The 24,420-nt window shown below is 70.0% G+C and carries 21 protein-coding genes and 1 pseudogene; 11 read left to right on the forward strand and 11 right to left on the reverse strand.

The window, feature by feature from the left end; genetic code table 11:
• The 5 genes and pseudogenes from EFK10_RS47885 to EFK10_RS29960 all read left to right on the forward strand — a co-directional run.
• Positions 1-2,879 (forward strand): annotated as a pseudogene (locus tag EFK10_RS47885) (hypothetical protein); the annotation flags it as partial.
• Positions 2,880-2,896: 17 nt separating this feature from the next.
• Positions 2,897-3,340: a hypothetical protein gene (locus tag EFK10_RS29950; RefSeq protein WP_127358786.1), complete on the forward strand. Its 444-nt coding sequence runs from the start codon at positions 2,897-2,899 to the stop codon at positions 3,338-3,340.
• Positions 3,324-3,887: a hypothetical protein gene (locus EFK10_RS47890; RefSeq protein ID WP_164836201.1), complete on the forward strand. Its 564-nt coding sequence runs from the start codon at positions 3,324-3,326 to the stop codon at positions 3,885-3,887. The genes EFK10_RS29950 and EFK10_RS47890 overlap by 17 nt, the downstream gene beginning before the upstream one ends.
• The gene (locus EFK10_RS29955) at positions 3,884-6,511 is read left to right on the forward strand and encodes an Hsp70 family protein (RefSeq protein WP_164836202.1); all 2,628 of its coding nucleotides are present in this window, start codon (positions 3,884-3,886) and stop codon (positions 6,509-6,511) included. Before EFK10_RS47890 ends, EFK10_RS29955 begins: the two co-directional genes overlap by 4 nt.
• The gene (locus EFK10_RS29960) at positions 6,508-6,903 is read left to right on the forward strand and encodes a tetratricopeptide repeat protein (protein ID WP_127358788.1); all 396 of its coding nucleotides are present in this window, start codon (positions 6,508-6,510) and stop codon (positions 6,901-6,903) included. Before EFK10_RS29955 ends, EFK10_RS29960 begins: the two co-directional genes overlap by 4 nt.
• On the opposite strand, the gene EFK10_RS29965 is transcribed toward EFK10_RS29960, so the two are convergent.
• Both EFK10_RS29965 and EFK10_RS29970 read right to left on the reverse strand, forming a co-directional pair.
• Complete coding sequence (locus EFK10_RS29965) at positions 6,875-8,875, reverse strand: CHAT domain-containing protein (RefSeq protein ID WP_127358789.1); 2,001 nt, start codon at positions 8,873-8,875, stop codon at positions 6,875-6,877. The two genes, EFK10_RS29960 and EFK10_RS29965, sit on opposite strands and share 29 nt — an antisense overlap.
• A gap of 10 nt (positions 8,876-8,885) precedes the next feature.
• Positions 8,886-9,281, reverse strand: a complete 396-nt coding sequence (locus EFK10_RS29970) for an effector-associated constant component EACC1 (protein WP_127358790.1) — start codon at positions 9,279-9,281, stop codon at positions 8,886-8,888.
• Between the two features lie 1,227 nt (positions 9,282-10,508).
• Here EFK10_RS29970 and EFK10_RS29980 point away from each other — a divergent pair.
• Positions 10,509-10,724 (forward strand): hypothetical protein, encoded by a 216-nt coding sequence (locus EFK10_RS29980; RefSeq protein WP_127358792.1) that lies wholly within the window; start codon positions 10,509-10,511, stop codon positions 10,722-10,724.
• Entirely contained in the window at positions 10,721-11,401 is a 681-nt protein-coding gene (locus tag EFK10_RS29985; protein ID WP_127358793.1) for an HdeD family acid-resistance protein, read from the forward strand. Before EFK10_RS29980 ends, EFK10_RS29985 begins: the two co-directional genes overlap by 4 nt.
• 139 nt (positions 11,402-11,540) lie before the next feature.
• Here EFK10_RS29985 and EFK10_RS29990 read toward each other — a convergent pair whose 3' ends face one another.
• The 7 genes from EFK10_RS29990 to EFK10_RS30015 form a co-directional block, all read right to left on the reverse strand.
• Positions 11,541-11,921 (reverse strand): PIN domain-containing protein, encoded by a 381-nt coding sequence (locus EFK10_RS29990; RefSeq protein ID WP_127358794.1) that lies wholly within the window; start codon positions 11,919-11,921, stop codon positions 11,541-11,543.
• A complete protein-coding gene (locus EFK10_RS29995; protein WP_127358795.1) occupies positions 11,921-12,208 on the reverse strand; it encodes a hypothetical protein in 288 nt (95 codons plus the stop codon). The genes EFK10_RS29990 and EFK10_RS29995 overlap by 1 nt, the downstream gene beginning before the upstream one ends.
• Positions 12,209-12,315: 107 nt before the next feature.
• A complete protein-coding gene (locus EFK10_RS30000; RefSeq protein WP_127358796.1) occupies positions 12,316-13,200 on the reverse strand; it encodes a carbohydrate ABC transporter permease in 885 nt (294 codons plus the stop codon).
• On the reverse strand, positions 13,197-14,204 hold the full coding sequence (locus EFK10_RS30005; RefSeq protein ID WP_127358797.1) for a carbohydrate ABC transporter permease: 1,008 nt from the start codon (positions 14,202-14,204) through the stop codon (positions 13,197-13,199). Before EFK10_RS30005 ends, EFK10_RS30000 begins: the two co-directional genes overlap by 4 nt.
• Before the next feature lie 21 nt (positions 14,205-14,225).
• Positions 14,226-14,393, reverse strand: a complete 168-nt coding sequence (locus EFK10_RS47895; protein WP_164836203.1) for a hypothetical protein — start codon at positions 14,391-14,393, stop codon at positions 14,226-14,228.
• A gap of 98 nt (positions 14,394-14,491) precedes the next feature.
• Positions 14,492-15,733 (reverse strand): sugar ABC transporter substrate-binding protein, encoded by a 1,242-nt coding sequence (locus EFK10_RS30010; RefSeq protein WP_127358798.1) that lies wholly within the window; start codon positions 15,731-15,733, stop codon positions 14,492-14,494.
• A gap of 55 nt (positions 15,734-15,788) precedes the next feature.
• Positions 15,789-16,841 (reverse strand): LacI family DNA-binding transcriptional regulator, encoded by a 1,053-nt coding sequence (locus EFK10_RS30015; RefSeq protein ID WP_127358799.1) that lies wholly within the window; start codon positions 16,839-16,841, stop codon positions 15,789-15,791.
• 147 nt (positions 16,842-16,988) lie between these two features.
• Here EFK10_RS30015 and EFK10_RS30020 point away from each other — a divergent pair, with 147 nt between their 5' ends.
• Both EFK10_RS30020 and EFK10_RS30025 read left to right on the forward strand, forming a co-directional pair.
• A complete protein-coding gene (locus EFK10_RS30020; protein ID WP_127358800.1) occupies positions 16,989-19,109 on the forward strand; it encodes an amylo-alpha-1,6-glucosidase in 2,121 nt (706 codons plus the stop codon).
• 49 nt (positions 19,110-19,158) lie between these two features.
• A complete protein-coding gene (locus EFK10_RS30025; RefSeq protein WP_127358801.1) occupies positions 19,159-20,130 on the forward strand; it encodes an acetylxylan esterase in 972 nt (323 codons plus the stop codon).
• A 156-nt stretch (positions 20,131-20,286) separates the two neighbouring features.
• Here EFK10_RS30025 and EFK10_RS30030 read toward each other — a convergent pair whose 3' ends face one another.
• Complete coding sequence (locus tag EFK10_RS30030; RefSeq protein WP_127358802.1) at positions 20,287-20,544, reverse strand: hypothetical protein; 258 nt, start codon at positions 20,542-20,544, stop codon at positions 20,287-20,289.
• Between the two features lie 76 nt (positions 20,545-20,620).
• Between EFK10_RS30030 and EFK10_RS30035 the strand changes: the two genes are divergently transcribed.
• Together EFK10_RS30035 and EFK10_RS30040 are read left to right on the forward strand one after the other, a co-directional pair.
• Positions 20,621-21,730 (forward strand): glycoside hydrolase family 18 protein, encoded by a 1,110-nt coding sequence (locus EFK10_RS30035; protein ID WP_206305633.1) that lies wholly within the window; start codon positions 20,621-20,623, stop codon positions 21,728-21,730.
• A gap of 85 nt (positions 21,731-21,815) precedes the next feature.
• Entirely contained in the window at positions 21,816-22,019 is a 204-nt protein-coding gene (locus EFK10_RS30040) for a hypothetical protein (protein WP_127358803.1), read from the forward strand.
• Here the strand turns inward: EFK10_RS30040 and EFK10_RS30045 are convergent.
• Positions 22,011-23,915, reverse strand: a complete 1,905-nt coding sequence (locus tag EFK10_RS30045; protein WP_164836204.1) for an FUSC family protein — start codon at positions 23,913-23,915, stop codon at positions 22,011-22,013. The genes EFK10_RS30040 and EFK10_RS30045 overlap by 9 nt on opposite strands.
• Positions 23,916-24,420 lie beyond the last annotated feature (505 nt).

Genomic DNA, 24,420 nt, shown 5'->3' on the forward strand with positions numbered 1-24,420 from the left:
GCGACCTGGCCGCGGGCCGGCGGCCGCCCGGCACCCCGGACCGGCCCGCGCCCGGCCTGCCCGCGGAAGGCGGTGGCACGCCGGAACGGCTGGAGGCGTTGCGTACGGCCCTGGGCGCGGCGTACGGCCGGGAGGCGGGGGCGGCGGAGATGGGGGCGCTGCTGAAGGACCCGCTGTACCGGCGACTGCCGCGCGCCGACCGGTTGTTGTGGTCGGGACTGCTGGCGCTGCGCAAGGAGCCCGAGGAGGGGCGGCGGTTACTGGAGGCGGCCCTGGCGCTCGGGCATGAGCGGGCGGCGCTGGTGCTGGCCGCGCACCACCTGGAAGGGCAACGGCCGGCCAGGGCGCACCGGCTGCTCGCCGGGCGGAGCGGCGCGAAGGCGGAGCTGCTGAGCGTGTGGGCCGAGGCGGTCGGGGGCGGGTCGGACGAGGTCGCGGACCGGCTGGAGCGGCTGCCGGCCCGCAGACTGCCCCAACTGCCGTACGTACTCGGCGCGGTCTGGCTGCACCGGCTGGCCGGGGAGGGCTCGACCCTGGACCCCGACGACGCCCCGTACCACGCGCGGCGGGCGGCCAGGGATCTCGCCAGAGCCGTCGCCGCCGGGCCGGACACCGTACCCGCTGACGCGGTGGTACTGCTGCGGGCCGCCAGGACAGTCGCCCACGGGACCCTCCTCGGGCCGGACAGCGGACCGGACGACGGGCCGGCCGTGCTGTCGCCCTCCGTACGGCAGCACCCCTGGGCGGAATGGGTCCTGGGCCTGGCGCTGCTGGCCGAGGATCCGGAAGCCGCCGGCCTGGGACTGTGCGGGCGGCTGGCCGCCCTGATCGGCGAAGCCGACGAGCCGCCCCCGCAGGCCGTGACCGGGCTGGCCGCCGCGCTCACCCGTGCGGGCATGCTCAGCGGGGACCCCGGCCGCCGGAACGCCCTCGCCTCGCTGGTGCGCGATCTGGCGGACCGGCACGCCTCGCCGGAATTGCGGGCGCTGGCCGAACAGGCCACGGCCGCGGCGATGGCGCTGCCGGCCGCCGGACGCCCGCCGGTCCTGCCGGCGCGAGCGTCCGGCACCGTACAGCCGGTGCTGGCCCTGGCCTCCGCGGTGGGTGCCCTCGCGCGGGGTGATCGGGCCGCCGCCGTAAGGCAGTTGAGAACCGCACCGCCGGACGGCGCCGTGTGCGCCCTGCTCGCCGACGTCCTGGACGGCCGCCCGCCCGGGGCACCCCCGCCCGACGGGACCGGGAAGCAGGACGCGCTGATCCGGCTGGTCCATGCGGCGGGGCTCGTCGAGAGCGATCCGGGGCGGTGTCTGGGTCTGCTCTCCGCGGCGGCGGCCGACTGCGATCTGGCCGGCCTCACCGACATCACCCGGCTGCTGCCCGCACTACTCGCCCACACCGGCGGCAGGTCCGGCGGCAAGGGCAAGTCCAATGGTACCGACCGCCGTTCTGGCCAGGTCCATCCGCTGGCCGTCGTCGTCAAGCGGCTGATCGACGGCAGTGGGCGCGGACTCGACCCGGCGATCCTGGCCGGTTGCGCGACCGCCATCGGGGACTACGAGCTGGCGGAGGAGCAGTGGATGCTCGCGTACTACGCGGCGGACCAGGAGGGGCTCGACTCCGGTCCGGTCCGTGCGCAGTACGCCCGGTTGCTCTGCCACAAGGCCGTGGCCGCCCGCAACGCGGATGATCCGCTGCGGGGTGCGAAGCTGATGCGCCAGGCCGCCGACCTGCAACCGGTGAAGGGGCCCGCGCTGAAACGCGTCCCCTCCCGCAGCAGAGCCCTGTCGGTCGCCCGTGGCCTGGAACTCGACGTGTACGTCGACCGCCTGCTGCACACGCTCTTCCCCGGCCTGGACCGGGAGTCCGTCCCCTGGGAGCGGCCCGGCCGTTACGCGGCTCTGGAGGCGGCCGTCGAGGGCGACGCCGCTCTGTCCCGCGCCGTTCGGACCGGCAGCGGCAAGGGGATCGCACGGAGATGGGCGGACTGCCTGAAGTCCCTGGAGTACGACGTCCGCCTCCACCACACCCTGGCCCTCCTCCACCGGGACCTGGCGCTCAACAGGCCCGAGCCCACCGCGCAGGCCGGCGGACACCTCGCCCGCGCGACCGCGCTGTGGACCCTGCTGCTCGCCTCGGGGGGATTCTGGGAGCAGCACGGCGAGGCGCCCGCCGGGCCCGAGGCGGAGACACGGCTGCGCGGCACCGTGTGCCGGGAACTGTTCGGCATGCACCGCAAACTCGGCGCCGAGGCACTCCAGGCCGGGGTGCGGGACACCGCCCGGCTGCACCTGCGGGTGCTGGAGGCCGCCCGTGAGGGGGAGTCCGCCGTCCGCGGCCTCCTGCGGGACTTCGGCGTCCCGTGGTCCCCGGAGGTCGACACGGGACGCTGGGCCGAGATCTCGTCGCTGGCCGGTTCGGTCACCGACGAGTGGTGCGCCGAGGTCATCCAGACCGCCGAGAGGGCGGTCAATGACCGTGCCGCCATCGAGAAGTTGACCGAGGGGATCGACAAGGACTACGAATCCGGCATCCGCGAGCTGGAACCGGTGATCGATCTCGGTATTCCGCTGCTTCGTCTCCTGCAGACCGGACTCGAATGGCACAACGGGCTGCAGAACTCCCTTTACGAAATGCGGAGATACGAGGAATTGCGGAAAGTGGTCGGAAAAGCGCGTAAGTTCGCCGACGCGCTCATCCCGCTCTGCACTCCGGGCAAGGGACACCTTCCGGGCAACAAGGCTCTCGGCACGCATTTTGTGGACCGCGGGCTGTTCCTCGCCCAGGACAAACGCACCAAGATCGCGATGTACGAAACGGCGCTGAAATGGAATCCCGGCGACGTCAGCGCCCCCGCACTGCTCGACCAGGCCAGGGGATAAAGAGACCAAGGAGACTTATGAAGCCGAATCCCTTCCATGTCCTCGGACTTCCCGTGTCGGCGAGCGACGAGGAGGTGGCGGAGCGCTTCCGGGAACTCGCCGTGACCGGGGCTCAGGACGCGGGCGCGCTCGCGGAATGGGCCAAGGACGAGTTGATGGGCCTCCCGGAGACACGGGAACTGCACGTACTGCTGGAGGCGCCGGGCGCGGACTACCGCGGCGAGCGGTGGGAGGACTTCGCCAGACAGTACGGGCGCCGTCCCGTCGCGTTCGAAGGACAGTCCGGGCAGACGGAGGCGCCACAGGCGACGGACTTTGACCTCGCCGCCGTGGCACGGCAGCTGCTGGACGGGATGCTGACGCCGCCCACCGTCGACATCCGCCCCGCCCTGGACAACTCTCCGGTGCCACTGCACCTGGAGCGTCCGCCGCTGGAGGTGCGCGATGTCCTCTTCGGCTGAATTCCCGTCGTCCGAAGCGACCGACTGGGACGAGTTCGAGGAGCGCCCGGTGCCGGAGGGGCTGGGAGGGCCGGAGCAGCCGGACCCCGTCAGCCCGGGGCGTGAGATGGCCGCCCTGCTCCAGCGACACTGGTCGGACCTGCAGAGCGAGAGCAACCGGGTGGAGAAGGAGACGGCGGCGGCGCGCAAGGTCCTCACCGAACTCGCCGTCCACGTCGCGCGGTTGGACGGACTGCTGCGGGAGGCGGCCGGTCCGCTGGAGGCGGCGGGCGCCAAGCCGCTGGGCCGCCGTCTGGAGGTGGCCAGAAAGCAGGTCCTCGAACCGCTGCACGCGATGGACATCACCACGCAGGACCCCACCGGGAAGACCTACGAATCGGTCGCGGACGTCGTCGACATCACCGGATGGCGTTACGGGCCCGGGTTCACCACCGAGGTGGTGGCGGAGACCGTGGAGCCGATCGTGCTGGACCGCGGCACGGTCGTACGGCTGGGACAAGTGATCATGGGCGCCCCGTCGAGCGCCGATACGGAGGACAACGCATGACGCAGTACGTGAGCAAGGCCGTCGGGATCGACCTGGGGACCACCAACAGCGCGGTGGCGGTAATGAACCCGACCGACACCGACATCGTGATCCACCAGGGCGGGATGAACGCCCGCACGACGCCGAGCTGCGTGTGGCGCAACCCGAACAGTGGCGAACTGGTCGTCGGGCGCAAGGCGTTCGCGCGGGTGGGCAGCACCCCGGAGCCGATCACCTCCGTCAAACGCCTCATGGGATCACCGAGCACGGTGAAGCTGGCGGAGAACGAGAAGCGCACCCCCGTCGAGATCTCGGCGGAGATCCTGCGGGAGATGAAGCGGCAGATCGAGCAGGACGTGGCGGAGTTCGAGACTCCGGACGTGCGCTGGGTGGTCGACCGGGCCGTCATCACCGTACCCGCGTACTTCGACCAGCCGCAGATCGACGCCACCCGCCAGGCGGCCGAGAGCGCCGGGCTGCGGGTGGTGGACCTGCTGCACGAGCCGACGGCCGCCGCGAGCTACTACTGCTGGCGGACCGGCACCCGGGACGGCACCTTCCTGGTCTACGACCTCGGCGGCGGCACCTTCGACGTCAGCGTGGTGCGCTGCAAGGCCGCCGACTTCAGGGTGCTCGGCATCAGCGGCAACACCATGCTCGGCGGGGACGACATCGACACCGCCCTCGCCGGCTACCTCCAGCAGCTGATCCAGGCAGACGACTGGGCGATGGACCTGGACCTGAAGAACAACGCGGAGGACCGGCTGCGCTTCCGGCGCCTGAAGTCCCTCGCCGAGTCCGTGAAGAAGGGCTTGTCGGACCGTACGGAGTTCATGCTCCGCGACTCCGGAGGGCTGACCGACAAGGACGGGCAGCGGGTCGTCATCGACACCGTGATGGAGCGCGCCCAGCTGGAGAAGATCGCCCGGCCCCTACTGGAGCGCACCTTCCAGTACTGCGACGAGGCGCTCGACCAGGCGACCAGGGAGGCCGGGGTCACCTTGGCCGACATCGACCAGGTCATCCTGGCCGGCGGGTCGACTCATCTGCCGCTGGTCCGGGAGATGGTGCGGAGCCGGCTGTGCTCCCCCGCCCCCGGGTCTCCCGCCCCCGACTCGCCGCGGGCCAAGTGCACCGAACCGGTGTACGAGCAGGTGGACACGGTCGTCGCGCTGGGCGCGGCCGTGCGTGCCTCGGCGGTGGGCGGCCTGGACATCCTGAACGAGGAGCGGACGGTCCGGGTGGGCTTCCGCGGCACCGGGGTCACGGCCGCGGACCGTACCGTGGTCGGCGGAACGGTCGAGGCCCTCGACCCCGACCTCGATCTCACCGGCGGCTCGGTGCGGCTCAGCACCGAGGAGTACGAGGACCAGGCCCAGCTCAAGCCGGGCGGCAGCTTCGCGTTCACCCGCATTCCCGTACAGCCAAACGCGCAGAGCCTGCTCACCATCGAAGTGCTCGGCGCCGACGAGGAGTTGCTGGCGACCGTCGGACGCGCGGTCGTCCACGACCGCGACGCCGGAGCCAAGCCGGTGGGCAATCCGACCAGCGCGGCCATCAACGCCAAGCCGGTCCTGCTGGAGGTGAAACGCGAGGGGCGGACGATGCGCGAGGAGCTGATCCCCGCGCTACGGACGCTGCCGTTCAAGGACCGCTACCACTTCAGCCACCCCGGTGACACCGACACCGTGGAATTCCGGCTGTTCCAGCAGGCCCGCCCGATCCAGGTCATCACGGTGCCGGTGCCGTCCTCTACCCCCAGGGGCACGGTCATCGACCTCGATGTGGAGATGGACGTGCACTCGCTGATCACCGTGCGCGGCTCCATCGGCGACCACCCGTTCGAGGCACTCGTCGAGGTACCGCCGGAGGCCGAACTGCCGAGCGACGACAAGGTGGCGAAACTGCTGCGCGCCTTCGAGCAGAGCGTCGAGTTCCTGTCGGCGGGCGAACAGAACGTGCAGAAGGCCAAGATGAAGATGGCGCACGAATCCTTCACCGAGGCCCTCGCACGCGGCGAGAACGCGGTCGCGAGTCACGAGTTCGAGGAGATGCAGGCGATCGCCGATGTCGCCGACAAGGCCCCGACCGGGGATCTTCAGCCGCCCCGAGCGGACTTCGAAAGGCTCGTCAAGGACTGCATCCTTGACAACCGGTACGTGGCCTCGATCAGCGCCGAGGCCGAAATCCCGCACGACGAACGGGAGATCGCCCAGGCCGTCGAGGTCCAGCGGGACCAGGGCGAGCGGGCCCTGAGTGCCGGTGACCAGAGGTCGTACTCGGAGGTCATCACACAGCTCCAGCACATCTTCGAACACCTCCGGAACCTGAGGTACCAGTCCCGGCAGAAGAACCAGCCGGTCGCCGACGCCGAAAGGGCCGCATCCCTGCTGCAGAGCGCCCTGGAGATGCTGCGCCAGGTACGCAATCTGGTCCAGGTCTCCCGCGCCACGGCCGAACACCGCCAGCAGGTGGCGGACATCGGGCAGCGGCTCAGCGGCCTCCAGGCCGTCATCGCCCAGGACCCGCACCGGGTCCAGCAGGAGGCCGCGCAGGACCGCCAGCGCCTGATCCGGCTGAAGAGCATCCTCACGGGTTCGTCCGACGAACCGGGCGGCGCCGGCATCCCCGTGGCCAAGCCATGACGGCCGCGACGACGAGCGTGCGCTGCCCGGTGGTTCTGTGCGGCAGGGAGAACGCGTACGGGACAGAGGCCTGCGCCGGCTGCCGCACGCCCCTGTCCGGCTATGCGCGGCTGCACGTCCACCCCGCGTACCTGTTCAACCGGGGGCTCGCAGCGGCACGCGAGGGCCGTCTCACCGCCGCTCGCGACTGCTTCGCCGCGGTGGTGCTCTGGTGCCCCGGCGACACCGAGGCGCGCAACGCGCTGGCCCTGGCCGGCCTGCGGCTCGGTGACCCCGGCGAAGCACAACGGCAGTGGACGGAGGTGCTGCACCGCAGACCGGGCGACCCGAAGGCGACCACAGGGCTCGCAGGCCTCGGCGAAGTCAGTGAGCCCGGCCCAGTGCCTGGATGAGCAGTTCGGGGTCGACCCCGAGCTTCCGCATCAGCTCACGCCCCGACGATCCCTCGTCCTCCAGCAGGGCGAGCAGGATCGCGGCCTCACCGACGCGACCGGACGAGGTGCGCCCGGCGCCACCGCGCCGGCGTGCCTGGTCCAGTACGTCGTGGACGCGGGGGGACAGGTCACGGCGCCGGGGAGTGAGCATCCCGGAGAGCTTCCGGAAGGCGCGCTCCCCGGCCGCCCCCTGCTCGTACATGCCGCGGCGCAGCACTTCGCTGCCCATCGCACCGAAGGCGAGCAGGAGCGTGTAGGTGCCGACGACCTCGCCGCGCGTTTCGGCCAGCAGGTTCGCGAGCCGCACCGTGCCCACGGCGCTGCGGCTCAAGTCGCCCATCGGCAGCCGCTGGTCGCCGTTCGACGCCGGCGGGTCGGGGTCGGGGACGGGGTCCGGGGTGGCCCGGTCGCTGTCCGGGTCCGGCAGCAGCCTGTCCAGCGGGACCCCGCACAGTTCCAGCAGCCGGGCGGAGAGCCCGCCGCCCACTGCCACGAAGGCCGTCGTGATGTCGACCGTGGTGATGGTGCTCCTGCCGTCCACGGCGGCGCGGGTGGCCGCGTCCGCGAACACGCGGTTGACGGTGTCGGACAGGACGCCGGCGTCCGTACCGGAACCGCTGTCCGTACCGGAGTTGCGGCTGAGGACATGGTGGATCACCTGGTCGAGGGCTTCCATGGCATCCGCCCCGATGCTCTCCTCGATCCGCTGCCGTATGTCCGGCTCGCCGAGCAGCCCTTGAAGCAGATCGACCGAGGCGACCCCGCCCCGGCCGGCGGCGGACGCGTACACCCGCCGCATCAGCCGCCGCGCATCGGGAGCGAGCGTCAACGTCATCTCGTCGTCGGGCGGTTCGGGTGGCTCGGCGTCCCCCGTCGTCTCGTCCTTGGTGATGCCGGCGGCCGGGTCGCCGTACAGGATGAAGGACGCCCAGGCGGCGTCCGGTCGTTCACGCGTCGCGGCGCGCGCCGCCCGGACCGCGGCACCGGCCGGCTCGCCCGCAAGCAGCCCGCCGTAGAACTCGGCGGCGAACTGCCAGGCGCCCTCGTCGGCCACATCGGTGCGGGTGCCGACGACGGTCTTCGCGCCCAGGGCCATGAAGGACACGGACATGCTGGCCACTTCGCCCTCCCCCGCGGAGCCGCAGCCGTTGATGAAGACCACCGGCGGCGCGCCACACGATGAGAGAGTCTGCAGGCCGACCTCGCTGAGCAGTTGACGGTTGTGCATCATCAGCCCGGTCGTGCCGGCGCCGGTCGCCACATGACCGCAGAAGTGGAAGAGGTCGTACGACGTCTCCTCCGAGGCCAGTTCCTTGACGACGTCGAGCAGGGTGGCGTCCCGGCCCAGCAGTACCTTGCACTCGATGCCGCGGCCGCCCAGCCACGCCGCGACCTTGGCGGCCTCCTCGCGGGCGGAGGCGAGGTCGCCGTTGGTGTCGCCCACGATGAGCGCCCGGCCGACCCGGCTGATGCTGCGCCCGCCGACGACAGGGCGCTTGCCCATCAGCCGGCGCCCCAGGTCATGCTTGAGTCCGAGGAAGTCCGCACCGTCGTGCAGTAGTTCCCAGGGGACCTCCTGCTCGTTCGTGCGCACCAGGACGGGGCCGGTCGACGCGTGCAGCCGGGTCACCAGCTCGGCCGCGTTGCCCTGTACCCGCGGGAACAGATGCTCGTAGAGCAGCTTGCCCCACTTGGCCAACTCCTTGATCACGCCGGGTTCCAGGTGCGGTTCCCCGGCGGAGGCCTCCGTCAGGACCTCGTCGATCCGGGCGCGGCAGCCCTTGACCAGTCCCGGGTCGGCCTCGACCGTGTACTCCATTTCGAGCGGTGGAGTGTCGCCGACGGCGCTGCCGACCCGCAGGTCGTACTCGTAGCGAACGGTCATGCCCTGTGCGGTGGCCCGGACGTTCAGCGTGGTGAGTTCGCTCATGACGGCTCGCTCATGACGGGGTGTGCCGCCGGACGAACGCCTCGACGAGCCGCTCCTCGGCGGCGGTGGAGGGCTGGATGATCTCCACCCGGTCGTCTCCCATGATCACCGTGATCGAGGTGACGCCGTCGGTACCGTCCGCCGCGCTACGCTCCCCCGTCAACCAGCCCCGGATCGTGTCGATGACCGCGACCAGTGTCCCGACCGAGGTCACCGCGAGGGTGGCCACCTCGACGACACCGCCCGAGCGCCGTCCGGGCGCGGGCCGCGCGGCGTAGACCGACACCACGCGCGCGGCCCCGTCCTCGGACAGCTTCCGGCCCAGAGCAGTGGGCGCATCCGTTCGCACATCCCCGTTGAGGACGAGTTCGCACGCGAACCCTCCTTCGGGCTTCCGCTCCACCACGTACGACCTCCATCGTCTGCCCATCACCCTATGACGCACCGTCGCTGTACGGGAGTTCTTCGGCCACCTGCGGACCGGGCGGTACGGCGCGCAGGGCGGCGGCCGGGGCTCGGTCAACTCCCGCGAGCCGGGCCGGACGTGCCGGAGCAGACCATCGGCGTACACCTCACCCTGCTGGCAGGCGCGAACGCGACTGCAGAGCCGAGCACCGACGAACTGGCCGCACTGAGACCGGCGGAGGAGCAAGCCCGACCACCGCTTGTACGGCCGAGACTGAGCCCTGTTGTCAGCAGCAGGGTGCCCGGCTCCAGGTAGGGCGTCGGATCGACCAGATCGCTGACGTGCGCCCACTCCACGACGACGACGCCCCACCTGTCGACCGTCGTCGTCGAAGACGATCTGGGCGTTGTCCAGAACCCGCCCGGCGACCTCGCGGTAGGTGCCGTTCAGCAGCGCGGCCCGCGCCGCCAGGTGCTCACCCGCAGCGGCAGGCAGGTTCGGCGATGCAGCCGACATAGTTCATCGCATCGCAGGGCAGCCGACCGGCCCGCCGGGACCCGGAGAGAGCCAACCAGGTCGCTCTGCGTGCCGTCGGCCGTTGATCGCGGCTGCTGTCAGGCAGCGATGCTGAGCACGCGGTGTGGTCGCTTGTCACTATGCGTCTGCTCGACAGCCTCGAACCGGCACGACGCACCGCGGACCTGGCCCGTCGCACGACCTCCGCGAGCGATCGTACGGGGCCCTCGTCCGAGCCGCTGGACGCCCTGTACACCGCGTTCGAGCAGGCGGTGTCCGACTGGCCCGGTGGCGGGCAAGCCCGCCCTGCTCGGCGCTTCTGGCCGAAGCCGGCCCTGAGGAAACCGCCGCGCTGGTCGAACAGTTCACCCGCCACCCCGACCCCGCCACCGCGGACGCGGCCCGCCGCGCGCTCGACGTATGCGGCAGGGCCGCGCGTACCCACCACGCACCTCCCCGCTCCGGCAAGCGCGGCAAAAGCGGGAAGAAGCTTAAGCAGCACAAGCGGCGCTGACCGGCCGGGCCGCGTGTCTGGCGCCCGCCGTCGCGGACGCCGTGCACGGCGTGAGCTTGCCGGGCGGGAGGTGTGCGTGTGCCGGCGTGCCGGGTGTCCGGCACGGTCGGTTCATCGAAGTCGGGGGCCCCGGCCGGGCCGGTTCACCGTTGATCACTTCATGCCCGTGGTCGAACTCCGGATTGTCGAGCACGGCCGTGAACGACATCATCAGGTCGGCGGAGGGCACGCTGACGTGGACCTCCTTCCGCTACCACACATCTCTGGCCTCGACTGGCTGGTTGCGGCAGCCCCGTTCGCAGGCGGCGGGCGACGTTCGCCGCCGCCCCGCCTCCGCCGCGCGGTCCGGGGCCATGCGAGTGACGATGGAGGTGCATCTGACCGCGCTGTCCGGAAGGAGACAGACGGCATGACGTACTCTTCCGAACCCTCAGGAGCCGACCGTCCGCGCGGCACCGAGCCATCGGGGGGCTCCCCGGAGAACGGGCTCCTGGGCACCCTGGCGAACGTCGGCTGGCAGATGCTGCTGACCACGGGCATGGCTGCGATCGCCCTGGGTGTCGTCGTCCTGGCCTGGCCGGGCGAGACGCTGCGGGTCGTCGGCGTGATCTTCGGCATCTACTTGCTGGTCAGCGGTGTATTCCAGCTGGCTGCGGCTTTCGGCGCACATGTCCCGAGGAATCTGCGGGTGCTGCACTTTGTCACAGGCGCGCTGTCCATCCTGCTGGGGCTGATCTGTTTCCGGGGCACCCTGGAATCGATCCTGCTGCTCGCCTTGTGGATCGGCTTCGGCTGGCTGCTGCGCGGCATCATGATGACGGCCGCAGCGGCCTCTGCCGAGGACCTACCTGCACGCGGCTGGCAGATGCTGCTGGGGATCCTCACCCTTTCGGCGGGCGTCGTGCTGATCGTCTCGCCGTTCGGCTCGATCGCCGTGCTGACCCTGGTGGTGGGCATCATGGCCATCGTCCTGGGTGTGACCGAGGTGTTCCACGCCATCCAACTGCGCCTGGAAATCGGCCACCTGCCCCCGGGGGCCACCGCCATGCGGCGGCCGCTGTTCCACGCCCGTCCGCACCCCCAGCACTGACCGCGCCGGGGCCGGGTCGCCTGACCCGGAGTCGAAGGGGCCGGGCGGCAGCGCCTCACTGCCTGGCCCCTGCGGCACAAGGCCACCAGGCCAAGATCGCGCCAACACCCGCGACGGTCGCGTGACCAGTCGCGGGTGGTCAGACGGTGAAGAGCCGGAGTTTGACGCCGATGGAGTCGGCGAGGTGGTTGAGGTCCCCGGGATCGCCGGTAACCACTGCGGCTTGGTACTGGACAGCGGTGGCGACGACGATCGCGTCCACGACGTCGGCGGTCCGGGAGGCGCCGCAGGCAACACCGGCGGCGCGACCGGTGCGTTCGTCGTCGGGGCGGATGTCGCAGCCCTTGAGTACGCGCGAGATCTGGTGCTGGGGGCCGCCTCGCCAGGCTAGGGCGAGGACCGCCACCGGCACGATCGGGCGGATGCGGGCGGCGGTCAGTTCGTCGTGCAGGGCTAGGAAGTCCGGGTTCCGCCGTTCGGCGGCCACCAGGGCGCCGGTGTCGTAGACGATCGTGCGCACTACCCGGCCGCCCGCCACGGTTCGTCGTCGAGCAGCCCGGCCTCCATCAGGAACTCGCGGGCGCGGTGCCGGGACTCCTCGGGCAGTGGGCCGTGCTCGCTCTCGTACTCCGCCACCAGCTCCCGGGCGGCGGCGCGGCCCGCCGCGTGCAAGGCGGCGATGTGGGCCTTCTCGACAGCAGCCTCGGCCAGCCACGCGGAGACCGGCTTGCCCTCTTCCGCGGCCGCCGCCTTGATCGTCTCCTCGACCTCCGGCGGCACCGAGATCGACAGCTTCCGTGCAGTCATGGCTCCACGATAGCGCGTGGTAGGAACACGTTCCTACCGTCTTCACTACCTCGCTGAGGCTCCACCCGGTCGACGGGAACCGCAGTCGATCGACTGGCGCGTACCGGTCACTGTTTGACTGCTCCGGAGTTTGCGCTGCGCACGAAGTGCCGCTGGAAGGCGAAGAAGACCGCGGCGACGGGGATGGTGGCCAGCAGGGCGGCGGTGAGCTTGAGTGGGTACTGGGTGCCGGCGCTCAGACTGCCGGAGACGAGGTGGGCAAGACCGGTGGTCAGTGTCTCGTACTGCGGAGACTGTGTGGCCACCAGGAAGTGGGTGAACTCGTTCCAGGAGCCCTGGAAGGACAGGATGGTCAGGGTGATCAGGGCGGGCCTGGCCATCGGCAGCACCACCGACCAGAAGGTGCGGAAGATGCTCGCGCCGTCGATTCGGGCCGCTTCTTCCACTTCTTTGGGTATGGAGACGAAGAACTGCCGCATGATGAACACCCCGGCAGCGTCCACCAGCAGCGGGATCACCATGCCGGCGTAACTGTCGTAGATTCCCAGCTGGTTCAGGACCAGGAACTTCGGGATCAGCAGCACCACGCCGGGCACCGCCATCACTGTGAGCAGGCCGTTGAAGAGCAGGTTGCGCCCACGGAAGTCCAGCCTGGCCAGCGCGTAACCGGCCAGCGAGTCGAAGAACACCCGGCCGGTGGTGATGAACACTGTGACCAGCACCGAGTTGGCCAGCCAGCGGGTGAACGGCACTGGATCGCCGGTGGTTCCCAGCCCGAACAGTGTGCGATAGGAGGCCAGCGAAAACGGGTTCGGCAGCAGCGACAGCGGATGCGCGACGGCGTCCGGGTCCGTCTTGAAGGAGGTCACGATCTGGATGACGAACGGCAGCAGGTACAGCGCCCCGAATCCGGCGAGCAGCAGGTAGACGACCGTGAGCAGGGTCCGGCCTCCGGTCCTGCGCCGGGGGGCGGGGGCGGTCCCGATGCTCATGAGGTCCTCCGGCGAAGGAAGCGGGTGCGTGTCGTGGGCTCGTCGCGGTCGCGCAGCAGTACGCGCTGGACGATGGTCATCGCCAGGATGATCGCCAGCAGGATGAAGGCGATGGCTGCGGCCCGGCCGTAGTCGGCGTCCTGGAAACCCGCGGTGTACGACAGGTAGGCGGGGGTGAGCGTGGTGTTTGCGGGGGCGCCTTGGCTCATCACGTAGACGGCGTCGAAGACCTGCCAGGTGCCGATCAGTCCGAGGGTGATGACCAGGAACAGCACCGGGCGGAGGGCGGGGAGCGTGACGTTGCGGAAGGACTGCCAGCGGTTGGCACCGTCGAGCAGGGCGGCCTCTTCTAGTTCTACGGGCACGTCCTGCAATGCCGCGAGGAAGATCAACATATAGGTTCCGGAGGTGGTCCACACGGCCAGCACGATGATGGTGCACATCGCGATGGACGGGCCGGAGAGCCAGTCCCACCAGGACAGTCCGAGGAAACCGTGCGCGGCGAGTGCGGCCACCGGCTTGTCGGGGTCGACGACGCCCAGGAGGCCGAGCAGGCTCCACACCAGGCCATGGGCGTCGGTGAACCACTTCGGGCCTGTGATGCCGACCCACTTCAAGAGCGCATTCACCGCGCCGCTGCCCTGGAACAGGAAGAGGAACACGGTGGAGATGGCGATAGAACTGGTGACCGAAGGGAAGTAGAAGACGGTCCTGAAGAACCCCTTGCCTTTGATCCTCCGGCTGTTGACGGCGATGGCCAGCCCCAGGGAGAGCGCCGTCTGTAGTGGCACGACCAGAAGTACGTAGTACAGGTTGTTGCGCACCGACGTCATGAACAGCTGCCGGTCCTGTCCCGCGCTGGTCGAGAGGTCTGCGTAGTTGTGCAGGCCGACGAAGTCCGCGGCGCCGCTGAACGGGTTGGACTGGCCGTCCCAGTGCAGAAGGCTCACCCACAGGGCCATTCCGATAGGCAGCACCAGGAACAGCCCGAGTATGATCACCATGGGGCTGACGAAGAGCCACCCTCACATTCCCTGGTGGTCCTTGACCGCGGAACCGCGACGGCCCCCGCAGTCTCTGCGCCTTCCGGTCCCGGCGCCGCCGGCGTCACCGGCATGACCGGTGCCGACGGCTCCAGCCGCGGCGCCGGCGCCCACGTGTCCCGCGACGGCGCCGTTGCCGTGCTGGCTCATGTTCTCTCCTCCTGCGCCGCCGGTGCCGTTCTCCCGGCGGCGCGTCGTACGGTGTGGCGCTCAAGGCTCCCAGTGCTGCCCAGTTGTGCCGGGCGTGGTTAGCTGCCGCCCTTGAGTATCTGCTCGCCGTTGGTCTGCAGGTCGGACAGGATCTTCTTGGGATCGGCAGTGGCCAGTCCCGCCAGGTCGGAGTCGAACTGGGTCAGCGCCTTGGTGAAGCCGGGGATGGTCACCGGTCCCTGCGCGTAGGCGGTGCCGTCGGCGAACACCTTGTCCTGCGGGTGCTTCTGCTTGTAGGTGGTCAGTGCGCTGTCCCGCGAGGGCAGTACCCCGAAGGCATCGGCGAAGGCCAGCTGCTGCTGGGCGGTGGTGAACGCCTTGACCAGGGACACGTCTGCGGCGTGGTGGGCGCTCTTGTTGGCGATGCCCCAGCAGGTGCTGAAGGACAGCGTGCCTTGCCCGGCCGGCCCCTTGGGCAGCGGGACGACCTTGTAGCCCACGGACGGGTAGTCCGTGGACATCGCCCCGGTCAGCCAGTTGCCCTCGATGGTCATCGCGGCCTTCTGTGTACCGAGCGCCTCCCCGCCCCAGCCGGCATCGACCTGCTTGGGGAACTTCAGCGCGCCCTCGGTCAGCAGCTTTTTGACGTAGGTCAGCGCGTTGACGTTGGCGGCGCTGTCCGCGGTGACCTTGGTCTGGTCGGTGTTGGTGATCCAGCCGCCCGACTGCTTGAGGAAGCCGCCGAGTTCGTTGTACGAGCTGTCGACGACCAGGCCGCTGACATTCTTGGTGGTCAGCTTCCTGGCGACCTTCTCCAGGTCGTTCCAGGTCTTGGGGTAGTCGGCCTCGGTGAGCCCGGCCTTCTTCCACATCGTGGTGTTGATCGCCAAGGCCAGGGTGGAGCTGTCCTTGGGTGCGCACACGAACTTGTTCCCGTAGCTGAAGGAGTTGCGCAGCGAGGCCGAGAAGTCGTTCTTGTACGAGAGCTGGTCGCCGTAGGCGTACAGCGAGTTGCCCTTGGCGTAGTTGGCGAAGACGGAGGAGCCGACGTAGAAGATGTCCGGTGGCTTGCCGCCCGCCAGGGCTTGGCCGAGCTGCTGGTCGAGGTTCTGAGCGGGCACCACCGTGACGGTGTTGCCGGTCTGCTTCGCCCACGCGGAGGCCGCCGCTTTGACGGCGTTGGTCTCGGCGTCGCCGGATGAGCCGATCATCACGGTGAGGCTCTGTTTGCCCTTCGTGTCCTGCTGGGCGCTGCTATTGCTGCCGAAATTGGACGAACATCCGGCGAGCAGGAATGCGCCGCACATGGCGCTGGCGGTCGCGGCTCTGCGTACTGTCATCTTTCCTCTCCAGGGCTTGCTGTGCCCGACGGCGGCGTTGCCTTCGGGCGCAGGATCAGTGAGGGAGGACGGCGGCGGAACTCTCCCGGACGATCAGTTCGGGAGTCAGCAGCACGTGCTCCGGGTCGGCCTGCGGGTCGTTGATGCGGGACATGAGTTGCCGGGTGCAGGCCCGGCCGACCTCCTCCAGCGGCTGGCGCACGCTGCTCAGGCTGGGGGAGAGCAGGCCGGCGGCGGGGGAGTCGTCGAAGCCGACCACCGCCACGTCCTGGCCCGGGCTTCGGCCGCTGTCGCGCAGCGCCCGGTAACAGCCGAGCGCCAGCGTGTCGCTGGCCGCCACCACGGCTGTGGCCTTCGCCAGGATGCGTCCCACCGCGTCCCGCGCGGCATCCACGTCGTTCAGCGAGGACACCCGCAGATCACGCACCGGCAGCTCGTGCCGCCGCATCGCCTCGCGCCAGCCCTGTGCCCGGTCGTCACCGACGCCGGAGCCGCGGGGCCAGCCGAGGAACGCAATCTGCCGGTGCCCGGCGGCCACCAGGTGATCGACGGCGGCGGCGGTGCCATGCGCACCGTCCACGTCTACCCAGTCCCCGGTGTCACGGGCCGACCAGGACCGGCCGAACGCGACGAAGGGAATGCCGCGCTTGTGCAGCCAGCCGGGACGGCGGTCACCGCGGTAGGTGCCGCTCAGCACGAACGCGTCGACCGAGTGCTCCCGCAGCAGCTCGTCGTACCGGTCGGCCTCGTCGTCCGCGCCGACGGGCGCGGCGAACAGCAGGACCCGGTACCCGGCTTTGTCGGCCGAGTCCGACAGTGCGTGCAGGAAGTCGTCGAGCACAGGCGTGGACAGACCGTTGGGCTGCGGCTGGATGCCGTAGCCGATCAGCCGGCTGGAGCGGGTGCGCAGAGAGCGTGCGGCCTGGTGGGGCCGGTAGTCCAGCTCGCTGATCGCCTCCTGTACTCGTTTCAGGGTCCGCGGGGCGAGGAGGCCGGGAGAGTTGAGCGCGTTGGACACTGTTTGCACGGACACCCCCGCCCGCTGGGCGACCAAAGCCAGGGTGACCGACCCTTTCTTGGGCCCGCCGGTCGGCGTCGTTCGTGCCACCAATGACCTCCGTCCTGCACGCGCCAGCCACCCGAAATGCGGCGCATCAGCTTTGTTGGATCGATAAAACTCTCTTCAATGCCAGCTTGGCAAGGTCTAGGGTGAGTTTTGATCGATCCAATCAACGAGAGGCACCGCACTGTGAACATGGTCGTCCAGGGACATCCCGCCGGTGACCTCCCGTCCACGCAAGTCGTCACCGAGGGGTTGCAGCCCTTCCTGCACGACACCTGCACCACGCTCTACGCCCCCAGCCTGGTCCTCTCCCGGCCTGACGGGGACCTCGCCGGCGGGGCGGACGGGTTCTACCACGGCGACCGCCGGATGCTCTCGTCGTTGTCAGTTCGGGTCGAGGGCGTGCCGCTTGCCCCGGTCCGCCACATGCTGCGCGCCGCTGACAAGACCACCTTCCGCGCCGTCCTGCGCGGCGTCGGAGAGCACACCGCCGACCCGGCTGTCACCCTGCACCGCATGCGCTCGGTCGCCCCCGGCGTGCTGTGCGAGGAACTGGAGATCGCGAACGCCGGCCTCCAGCGGATCCAGCTGGAGGTGGTCCTCACTGCCGCTACCGACCTGGCCCGGATGACCGACGTCAAGGCCGGCCGTCCCCGCCCCGCGCTGCCCGCCCGTACCGAAGACGGCGGCCTGGCCTGGAACGACGACGAGGTGACCGTACGGCTGCGCCCCACTTCCGGCTCCCCTCAGGTCGAGCCCGCCGAGGGGAAGCTCCGCTACCAGGTGGAACTGCCGGCCGGTGGCACCTGGCGGGCCGCCGTCGAGTGCACCGTCGTCGCCGACGAACCGGACCAATTCCCGGCGGTGGCCCGCGACGCCGTACCGTGGTCGCCCACCGAACTGCGCAGCCCCGACCGGCGCCTGGGCCGCCTGTTCACCCGATCCGTGGAGGATCTGGAGCGGCTGCTGCTGTCCGACACGCAGCACCCCGAGGACCGCTTCCTGGCCGCCGGCTCCCCGTGGTTCCTCACCCTTTTCGGCCGCGACTCGCTGTGGGCCGCCAGGATGCTACTGCCGCTCGGCACCGAGCTGGCCGCAGGAACGCTGCGCACCCTGGCCCGTCGCCAAGGCGCCACCACTGACCCGCGTACCGAGGAACAGCCCGGCAAGATCCTGCACGAAGTCCGCCGCGAGGCACTGGACCTGCGCGAAGGCAGCCGCCTCCCGCCGCTCTACTACGGGACGGTGGACGCGACCCCGCTGTGGGTGATCCTGCTCCACGACGCCTGGCGCTGGGGACTGGATCCGCAACAGGTCCGCGATTTGCTGCCGCACGCCGAGGCAGCCCTGGAGTGGCTCGCCGACCATGGTGACGCTGACGGTGACGGCCTGCTCGAATACATTGACACCTCCGGCCACGGCCTGGCCAACCAGGGCTGGAAGGACTCAGGCGACTCCATCCGCTGGCGCGACGGCCACCTCGCCGAGTCACCCATCGCCCTGTGCGAGGTCCAGGCGTACGCCTACGAGGCAGCCATGGCAGGCGCCGCTCTGCTGCGCGCCTTCGACCGCCCCGGCGCCGACCGCTGGGAGGAGTGGGCCGGCCGGCTACGACGCCGCTTCCGGGAGAGCTTCTGGGTGGAGGACGAAAGGGGCCGCTACCCGGCCGTGGCGCTGGACGCCGACAAGCGCCCGGTGGACTCCGCCACCTCCGGCTTCGGCCACCTGCTGGGCACCGGTCTGCTGGACCCGCAGGAGAGCGCCCTGCTCGCCGCCCGGATCGCCGGCCCCGAGCTGGACTCCGGCTTCGGGCTGCGCACCCTGAGCACCGACAGCACCGGGTTCAACCCCTTCGGCTACCACATCGGCTCCATCTGGCCGCACGACACAGCCATCGCGGTATACGGCCTCGTCCGGGCGGGATTCCCGCAGGAGGCCGCCTCACTGGCCGGAGGCCTGATCGCCGCCTCCGAGGCCTTCGAAGGCCGCCTGCCGGAACTGTTCGCCGGTCACGGCTCGCTCGTGGACAGCGCCCCCGCCCCATACCCCGCCGCTTGCCGCCCACAGGCGTGGTCGGCTGCCTCGGTCGTGCTGCTTCTCCAAGCCGCGCTCGGCCTGGAGGCCGACGTGCCCGGTGGCACGCTGAGTTTGTCCCCGCTCGCCGCGCACGGCATCGGCCCGCTGAGCCTGAGCGGTCTGCAGGTCGCCGGTGTGCCGCTGTCGGTGCGACTTGACGCCGAAGGCAGGGCCTACGTGGACGCGCCGGACACGCTCACCGTGCAGGGCGCCGACCGCACCGGCGAACCGGCCTGACCGCTGCACCCTCACCCGCCCAGACACCCGGAACCGAGGAGCCGCCCCCATGCCGCTGATGGACATGCCCCTGGAGGAGCTGCGTCGCTACCTACCCGAGCGCGAGGAACCGGAGGACTTCGATGCCTTCTGGGCCGACACCCTCGCCGAGGCGCGTACCTGCGACCGGCCGGCCACCTTCACTCCGTACGACGCCTGCCTGACCGAGGTCAACGTCTTCGACGTGCGCTTCCCGGGCTTCGCCGGCGACCCGGTGGCCGGCTGGCTGCTGGTCCCTGCCTCCGCCACAGGACCACTGCCGTGTGTGGTGGGCTTCCTCGGCTACGGCGGCGGCCGGGGCTTCCCGTACGAGTGGCTGACCTGGCCGTCCGCCGGCTACGCCCACCTGCTGATGGATACCCGTGGCCAAGGCGGTTCGCTGCAGCCCGGCGCCACCGGCGACCCATACGGCAGCGCCGGCTCCTCCTCGCCGGGCATGGTCACCCGAGGGATCCAGGACCCGGCCGACTACTACTACCGCCGGGTCTTCACCGACGCTGTACGGGCGGTGGACGCTGTACGCGGCCACCCGTCGGTCGACCCGGAACAGATCATCATCGCCGGAGGCAGCCAGGGCGGCGGGATCGCGCTGGCCGCTTCGGCGCTCTGCGACGGTGTGAGGGCGGCCCTGGTCAACCAGCCCTCGCTGTGTCACTATCGGCGCGCGCTGGAGGTGGTGGAGGGCAATGCCTACCGGGAGATCTGGATCTATCTGCGCACCCATCGTGACGCCGTCGAGCAAGTCTTCCGTACCCTGTCCTACGTCGACGGGGTGAACTTCGCCGCCCGCGCCACGGCCCCGGTGCTCTTCTCCGCCGCGCTGATGGACGATATCTGCCCGCCCTCGACGGTCTTCGCGGCCTACAACCACTGGGCAGGGCCGAAGGACATCAGGGTGTGGCCCTACAACCGGCACGAGGGCGGCGGCTACTACCAGGATCTGGAGCAGCTGCGGTTCCTGCGTTCTCTGCCAATGGTCTGACCCTGCGCTTGCCACCACGCCCACCGTCCTTCGGACCGCGGATGTGCGCGGACTGTGTGAGGCGTACCTGAAGGCGGCCGGCAGCGACCAGGCCCTGGAACCGTCCTCTCAGGCCCGCTTGGAGCAGGCAGCCGGCGGCCCGGAGAAGGTCGCCGCCTACTGCGCCGGCTTGACCCGCACAGCCGGCGACCACTCGACGTCCCCGGCCACCCCGGCATCGCCCAGCCATCCGGCACCCAAGGCCACTCCCTCCGCCACGGCACGCCACGCCACCCCCAGCAGCCCGCCGTCGCGCGAGATCTCCTCGGCCCAGCCGCCATCCTTGCGCGGGCAGCTGGTGCCGCCGTTCTGGTCAACCTTGTCCAGGCCGGGCGCACCGCAGGCGCCGAGAAAGTTGCTTGTGGTCTGGACCAATCTATTGACAGGTTGCGATCAAGGCCTCACCGTGTGATTTGGCCTTGATGGATCACCGGTTCGCCAGGAGGCGTTCATGCGTGTGTTGTCCGGCAGATTCAAGTCCCTTTTCACCGCAGCCGTGTTGACGGCCGTCGCCGCTGTCGCGCCCGCCGCCGTTCCGTCCGCCGCCAACGCCGCGGCCGGCTCTCCTCCACAGGTCTACGGTGCGTGGCACTGCGGCGACGATGCCTGTACGTGGGCGACGGTCCGCGACATGGTCAACTTCGATCAGAACAACCACTGGCTGATCGACCGCGGCGACGGGCGCCCCTCGGTCAATCTCGTGGTACTCAGCTTCGTCAACCCGCTGACGCTGCTCAATGGCACGACCAACAGCGGCAACACGGGCGGTGTGCCCGTTGGCATGAACCAGGCCGTCGTCAACTACTTCACCAGCCACGGCATCCGCGTGATGCTCTCCATCGGCGGCATCACCTACACCAACGACTGGGACACCGCGCTCACCCAGAACCCCACCCTGCTCGGCCAGCGGGCCGCCGCGCTCGCAACCCAGCTCGGCGTCGGCATCGAGATCGACTACGAGCAGAGCACGACCCCGAACACCACCGGGCTGCAGTCGTTCATCAACGCCTACCGGGCCGTACACCCCTATGACGCCTCAGGCGCCGACTCCACCGCCCGGCTCACGATCGACGTCGCGGCCGGCGACCGCTGGCTGATCGCACTCGACCAGTACGCCACCACGAACTGGCTGACCCCCGCGAACCCGGTCCTGGACTACGCCAACGCCATGGTGCCCAGCAAGCAACCGTCCACCAGCTCGGCCGAGTCGAACTGGCAAGAACACATCAGCGGCAAGCCCACCTACAACCCGCCGATCCCGCCGCTGGCCCCCGCCAAGTTCACCGGCGGCCTATACATCGCCGGGAGCTCCCAGGTCCTCCCGGAGTGCAACAACTTCGCTTCATCCCTGCAGAAGGCCACCGGCACCTGGACCCAGAACGCCGCCCCGGCCGGCGCGGGCACCACCACCGGCCTGCTCGGCTACATGTTCTGGGCAGCCGAACGCCCCTCCACCCGAGGCGTGACCACCGACCCGCCCAACTCCTGCGAGGGTGGCGTGGGCGCCGGAGCCACCGCGTTCAACGTCCCCATCCCGATGCCCGCACTGCGCCAAAGCTGACCGTAGGACGGTCAGAACGGCGTCTCGGCATCCGGATCCGTCTGCGCGTGGGTGGAGAGCGAGCCTGTCGGTAGAGGACCTGCACGTGCGCTACTCGGGCACGCCCAATCCGTTCGGGAAGGGTGACGCCACCGTCACGTACACGATCCACAACACGGGCAACGCCATCCTCACCGATCGTCAAACGGTGCACATATCCGGCCCCTTCGGGCGCTTGGACGTCCGCGCGGGGCAGATCGACGACTCGCCCCAGCTGCTCCCCGTCCGGCTTGGTCGAAGCTCATGGTGAAGCAAGATGTCGGCGAAGGACGTCCTCCAGCGTATTGGCGGCGTCGACCAGGTTGTCCGTGATCTGCAGCAGACGGGGATCGAGCACGGTCGGCCGGTCGCGCAGCGCGGACTGGACCTGGCGTAGCGGGGGAATCGGGCCGGGTGGCTGCAAAGTCCTGACCGCCTCGGCCAGAGAGATCATCGCGGTACTGAACGCGGTGGCCAGGGCGTCTAGCCGATCGGCATCCCCATCCCGGGCACCGCCTTCTTCCCGGCCGGTGGCCGTAGCCTGCGGTGGGACGAGGGCATGCAGCGACAGTTCGGTGTGGGCCAGCCGGGTCACCACGGCGACCAGAGTCCGCGCGACAGTGGGAGTCAGCGGCGGGTGCTGCGGCTCGTCGGCCAGGCGGTCCGAGGATGCCTCGGCATCGGTGCGAGCGCGGCGGGCGGCGGCTTGAAGGCCGCGCAGCTGGGCCGGATCGGTCTGCCCGGGATGGGCAACGCTGTGCAGCAGGGCAGCCGCGTAGGTGCTGTGGGCCTCGACGAGCCGGGCGAACTTCTCCTGGGCGGTGAGGCCCTCCCAGGTCGGCCACACAGAGTAGGCGATGAGCGCGAGGACCGCTCCGATAGCGGTGTTGGTCAGGCGGGCCACGGCGGTGGTGTCGGCGGGCAGGCCGAAGATGTCGAGGAGGATCACAATGAAGACGGTGAGAAAGCTGCTGTAGATGACGTAGTTCACATCGAACAGGGCGTAGGCGGCCGCGACAGCGATCCCGGCTGCGACGATCAGCCCGCCTGAGCTCGGGTGGGCCAACCAGGCTGCAGCCGCACCAAGGCCGGCTCCGACGGCCGTGCCCACTGCCCGTTGGATGCTGCGATACACCGTGGAGGTGTAGTCCGGCTTGAGTACCAGGAAGATCGTCAGCACCACCCAACGGCCTTCGTACAGGCCGGTGGCCTGGACGATCACCTCAGCGAGCCCCGCGGCCACGGCCAGTCGCACAGCGTGACGCCCGGTTTCCCCGGAAGGGATGAGATTGGCTCGCAGGGTGAGGGCGGCCCATCCGATCTCGTCCTGCGTGGGCGGAACTACAGGTCCACTCACCGCATGGCCCACCGGCATTCGCCCAGGCGCCGTATGAAGGCGGACCACGCTTTGGGTTACGGCACGGAGCTGTCCGAAGAGCGCCTCAGCGGCCAAGTGCCGGCTGGCGCTGGGTACGACGGTCAGGCTCGGCAGAAGCTGGTTCAGCTCGCGGATCCGCCCAGCACGGTCGCCTCGCCCGACTCTCAGTGTGCCTGCGATGAGGTCCAGCGCCCGGGCGGCGTCTGCGGCAGAACGGAGGGCGGCCTCCGAGGGATCGTCAGCTGCACGCTCAGCCAGGGCCGCGAGCGAGGCGCGGATGCGTTCCGCCTGCTCAAGCAAATCCAGGTAGTACAGTCTTGCGGTCCTGGGTAGCAGCGGGTTGGGGTCGGCGAGAGCGGCAGCGGCGGGGAAGGCCATCGACGACGGCGGCCCGAAGTGCCCGGCTGCCAGGCCGGAGGCGTAGACCGCGAGGATCCGGTAGGACTCGGCGAGCGCCGCGCGCTCCGGATCGCCTCGCTGGAAGGCCCAGGAAACGGCGACGAGCACGCCCTGGAACAGCCCGCCGGCGAGCACCAGACCGGCCCGCAGCGCAGCATCCGTCGGCCCGAGCGGCATACCGATCGCGATCAGCAGCGCCACCGGCCATTGGATGGCTGCCACGCTCAGTCTCGGCCCCAGGCAGACGGCCAGCCCGACGCCGTATCCCCAGAGGATGACGACCGGTACCAGCAGCCATGGCGCAGCCGCCGCCGTGGCTGCGCCGACGAAGGTGGACACCGCCATGCCGGCGCTGGCCACCGCCACGGCCGTCACCCGGCTGCGGGTCACGCCCTGGAACGAAGCGAATCCGGCAGGCAGGGCTCCCAGAGACGCGAAGGCACCGTAGTCGAGATGCCCGCAGGCTGATCCGACCGAGAGCGGCACCATCGCACCGACGGCCACCCGGATTGCGCGCCGGGGAGCGACGTCACCCCAGCGGAACGGTCCGAATTGCCACAGCTTCCGCCATTGGAATCGGGCCAGATAGCTGCGGCTGGACCGAAGAATGCTGTGCGTCCACCGACGCTGATCGTTGGTCATCCTCGATGTCTATGTGCTGGGACGATGCAGGCCCGGTGAGGTACGAGACCGGCATCTGGTCAGATGGAGTTGCTGCGGTTGCATCCTTGCTCCGTGTGGCAAGTGTCGAGCCCGAATGGGAGAAGGCCATCAGCTGATTCTTCGAGACGTCTGACGGCAAACATTCAGTGCGAGCGCGCGGTGTGACGGTTCTTGGCGTGGGGTGACGGCCGGTGACCGGTGGTCAGCGGCTGGTGGGGCGGGGTGGTCAAGT

It is taken from the genome of Streptomyces soli (genome assembly GCF_003999195.1).
Lineage (GTDB): Bacteria > Actinomycetota > Actinomycetes > Streptomycetales > Streptomycetaceae > Actinacidiphila > Actinacidiphila soli.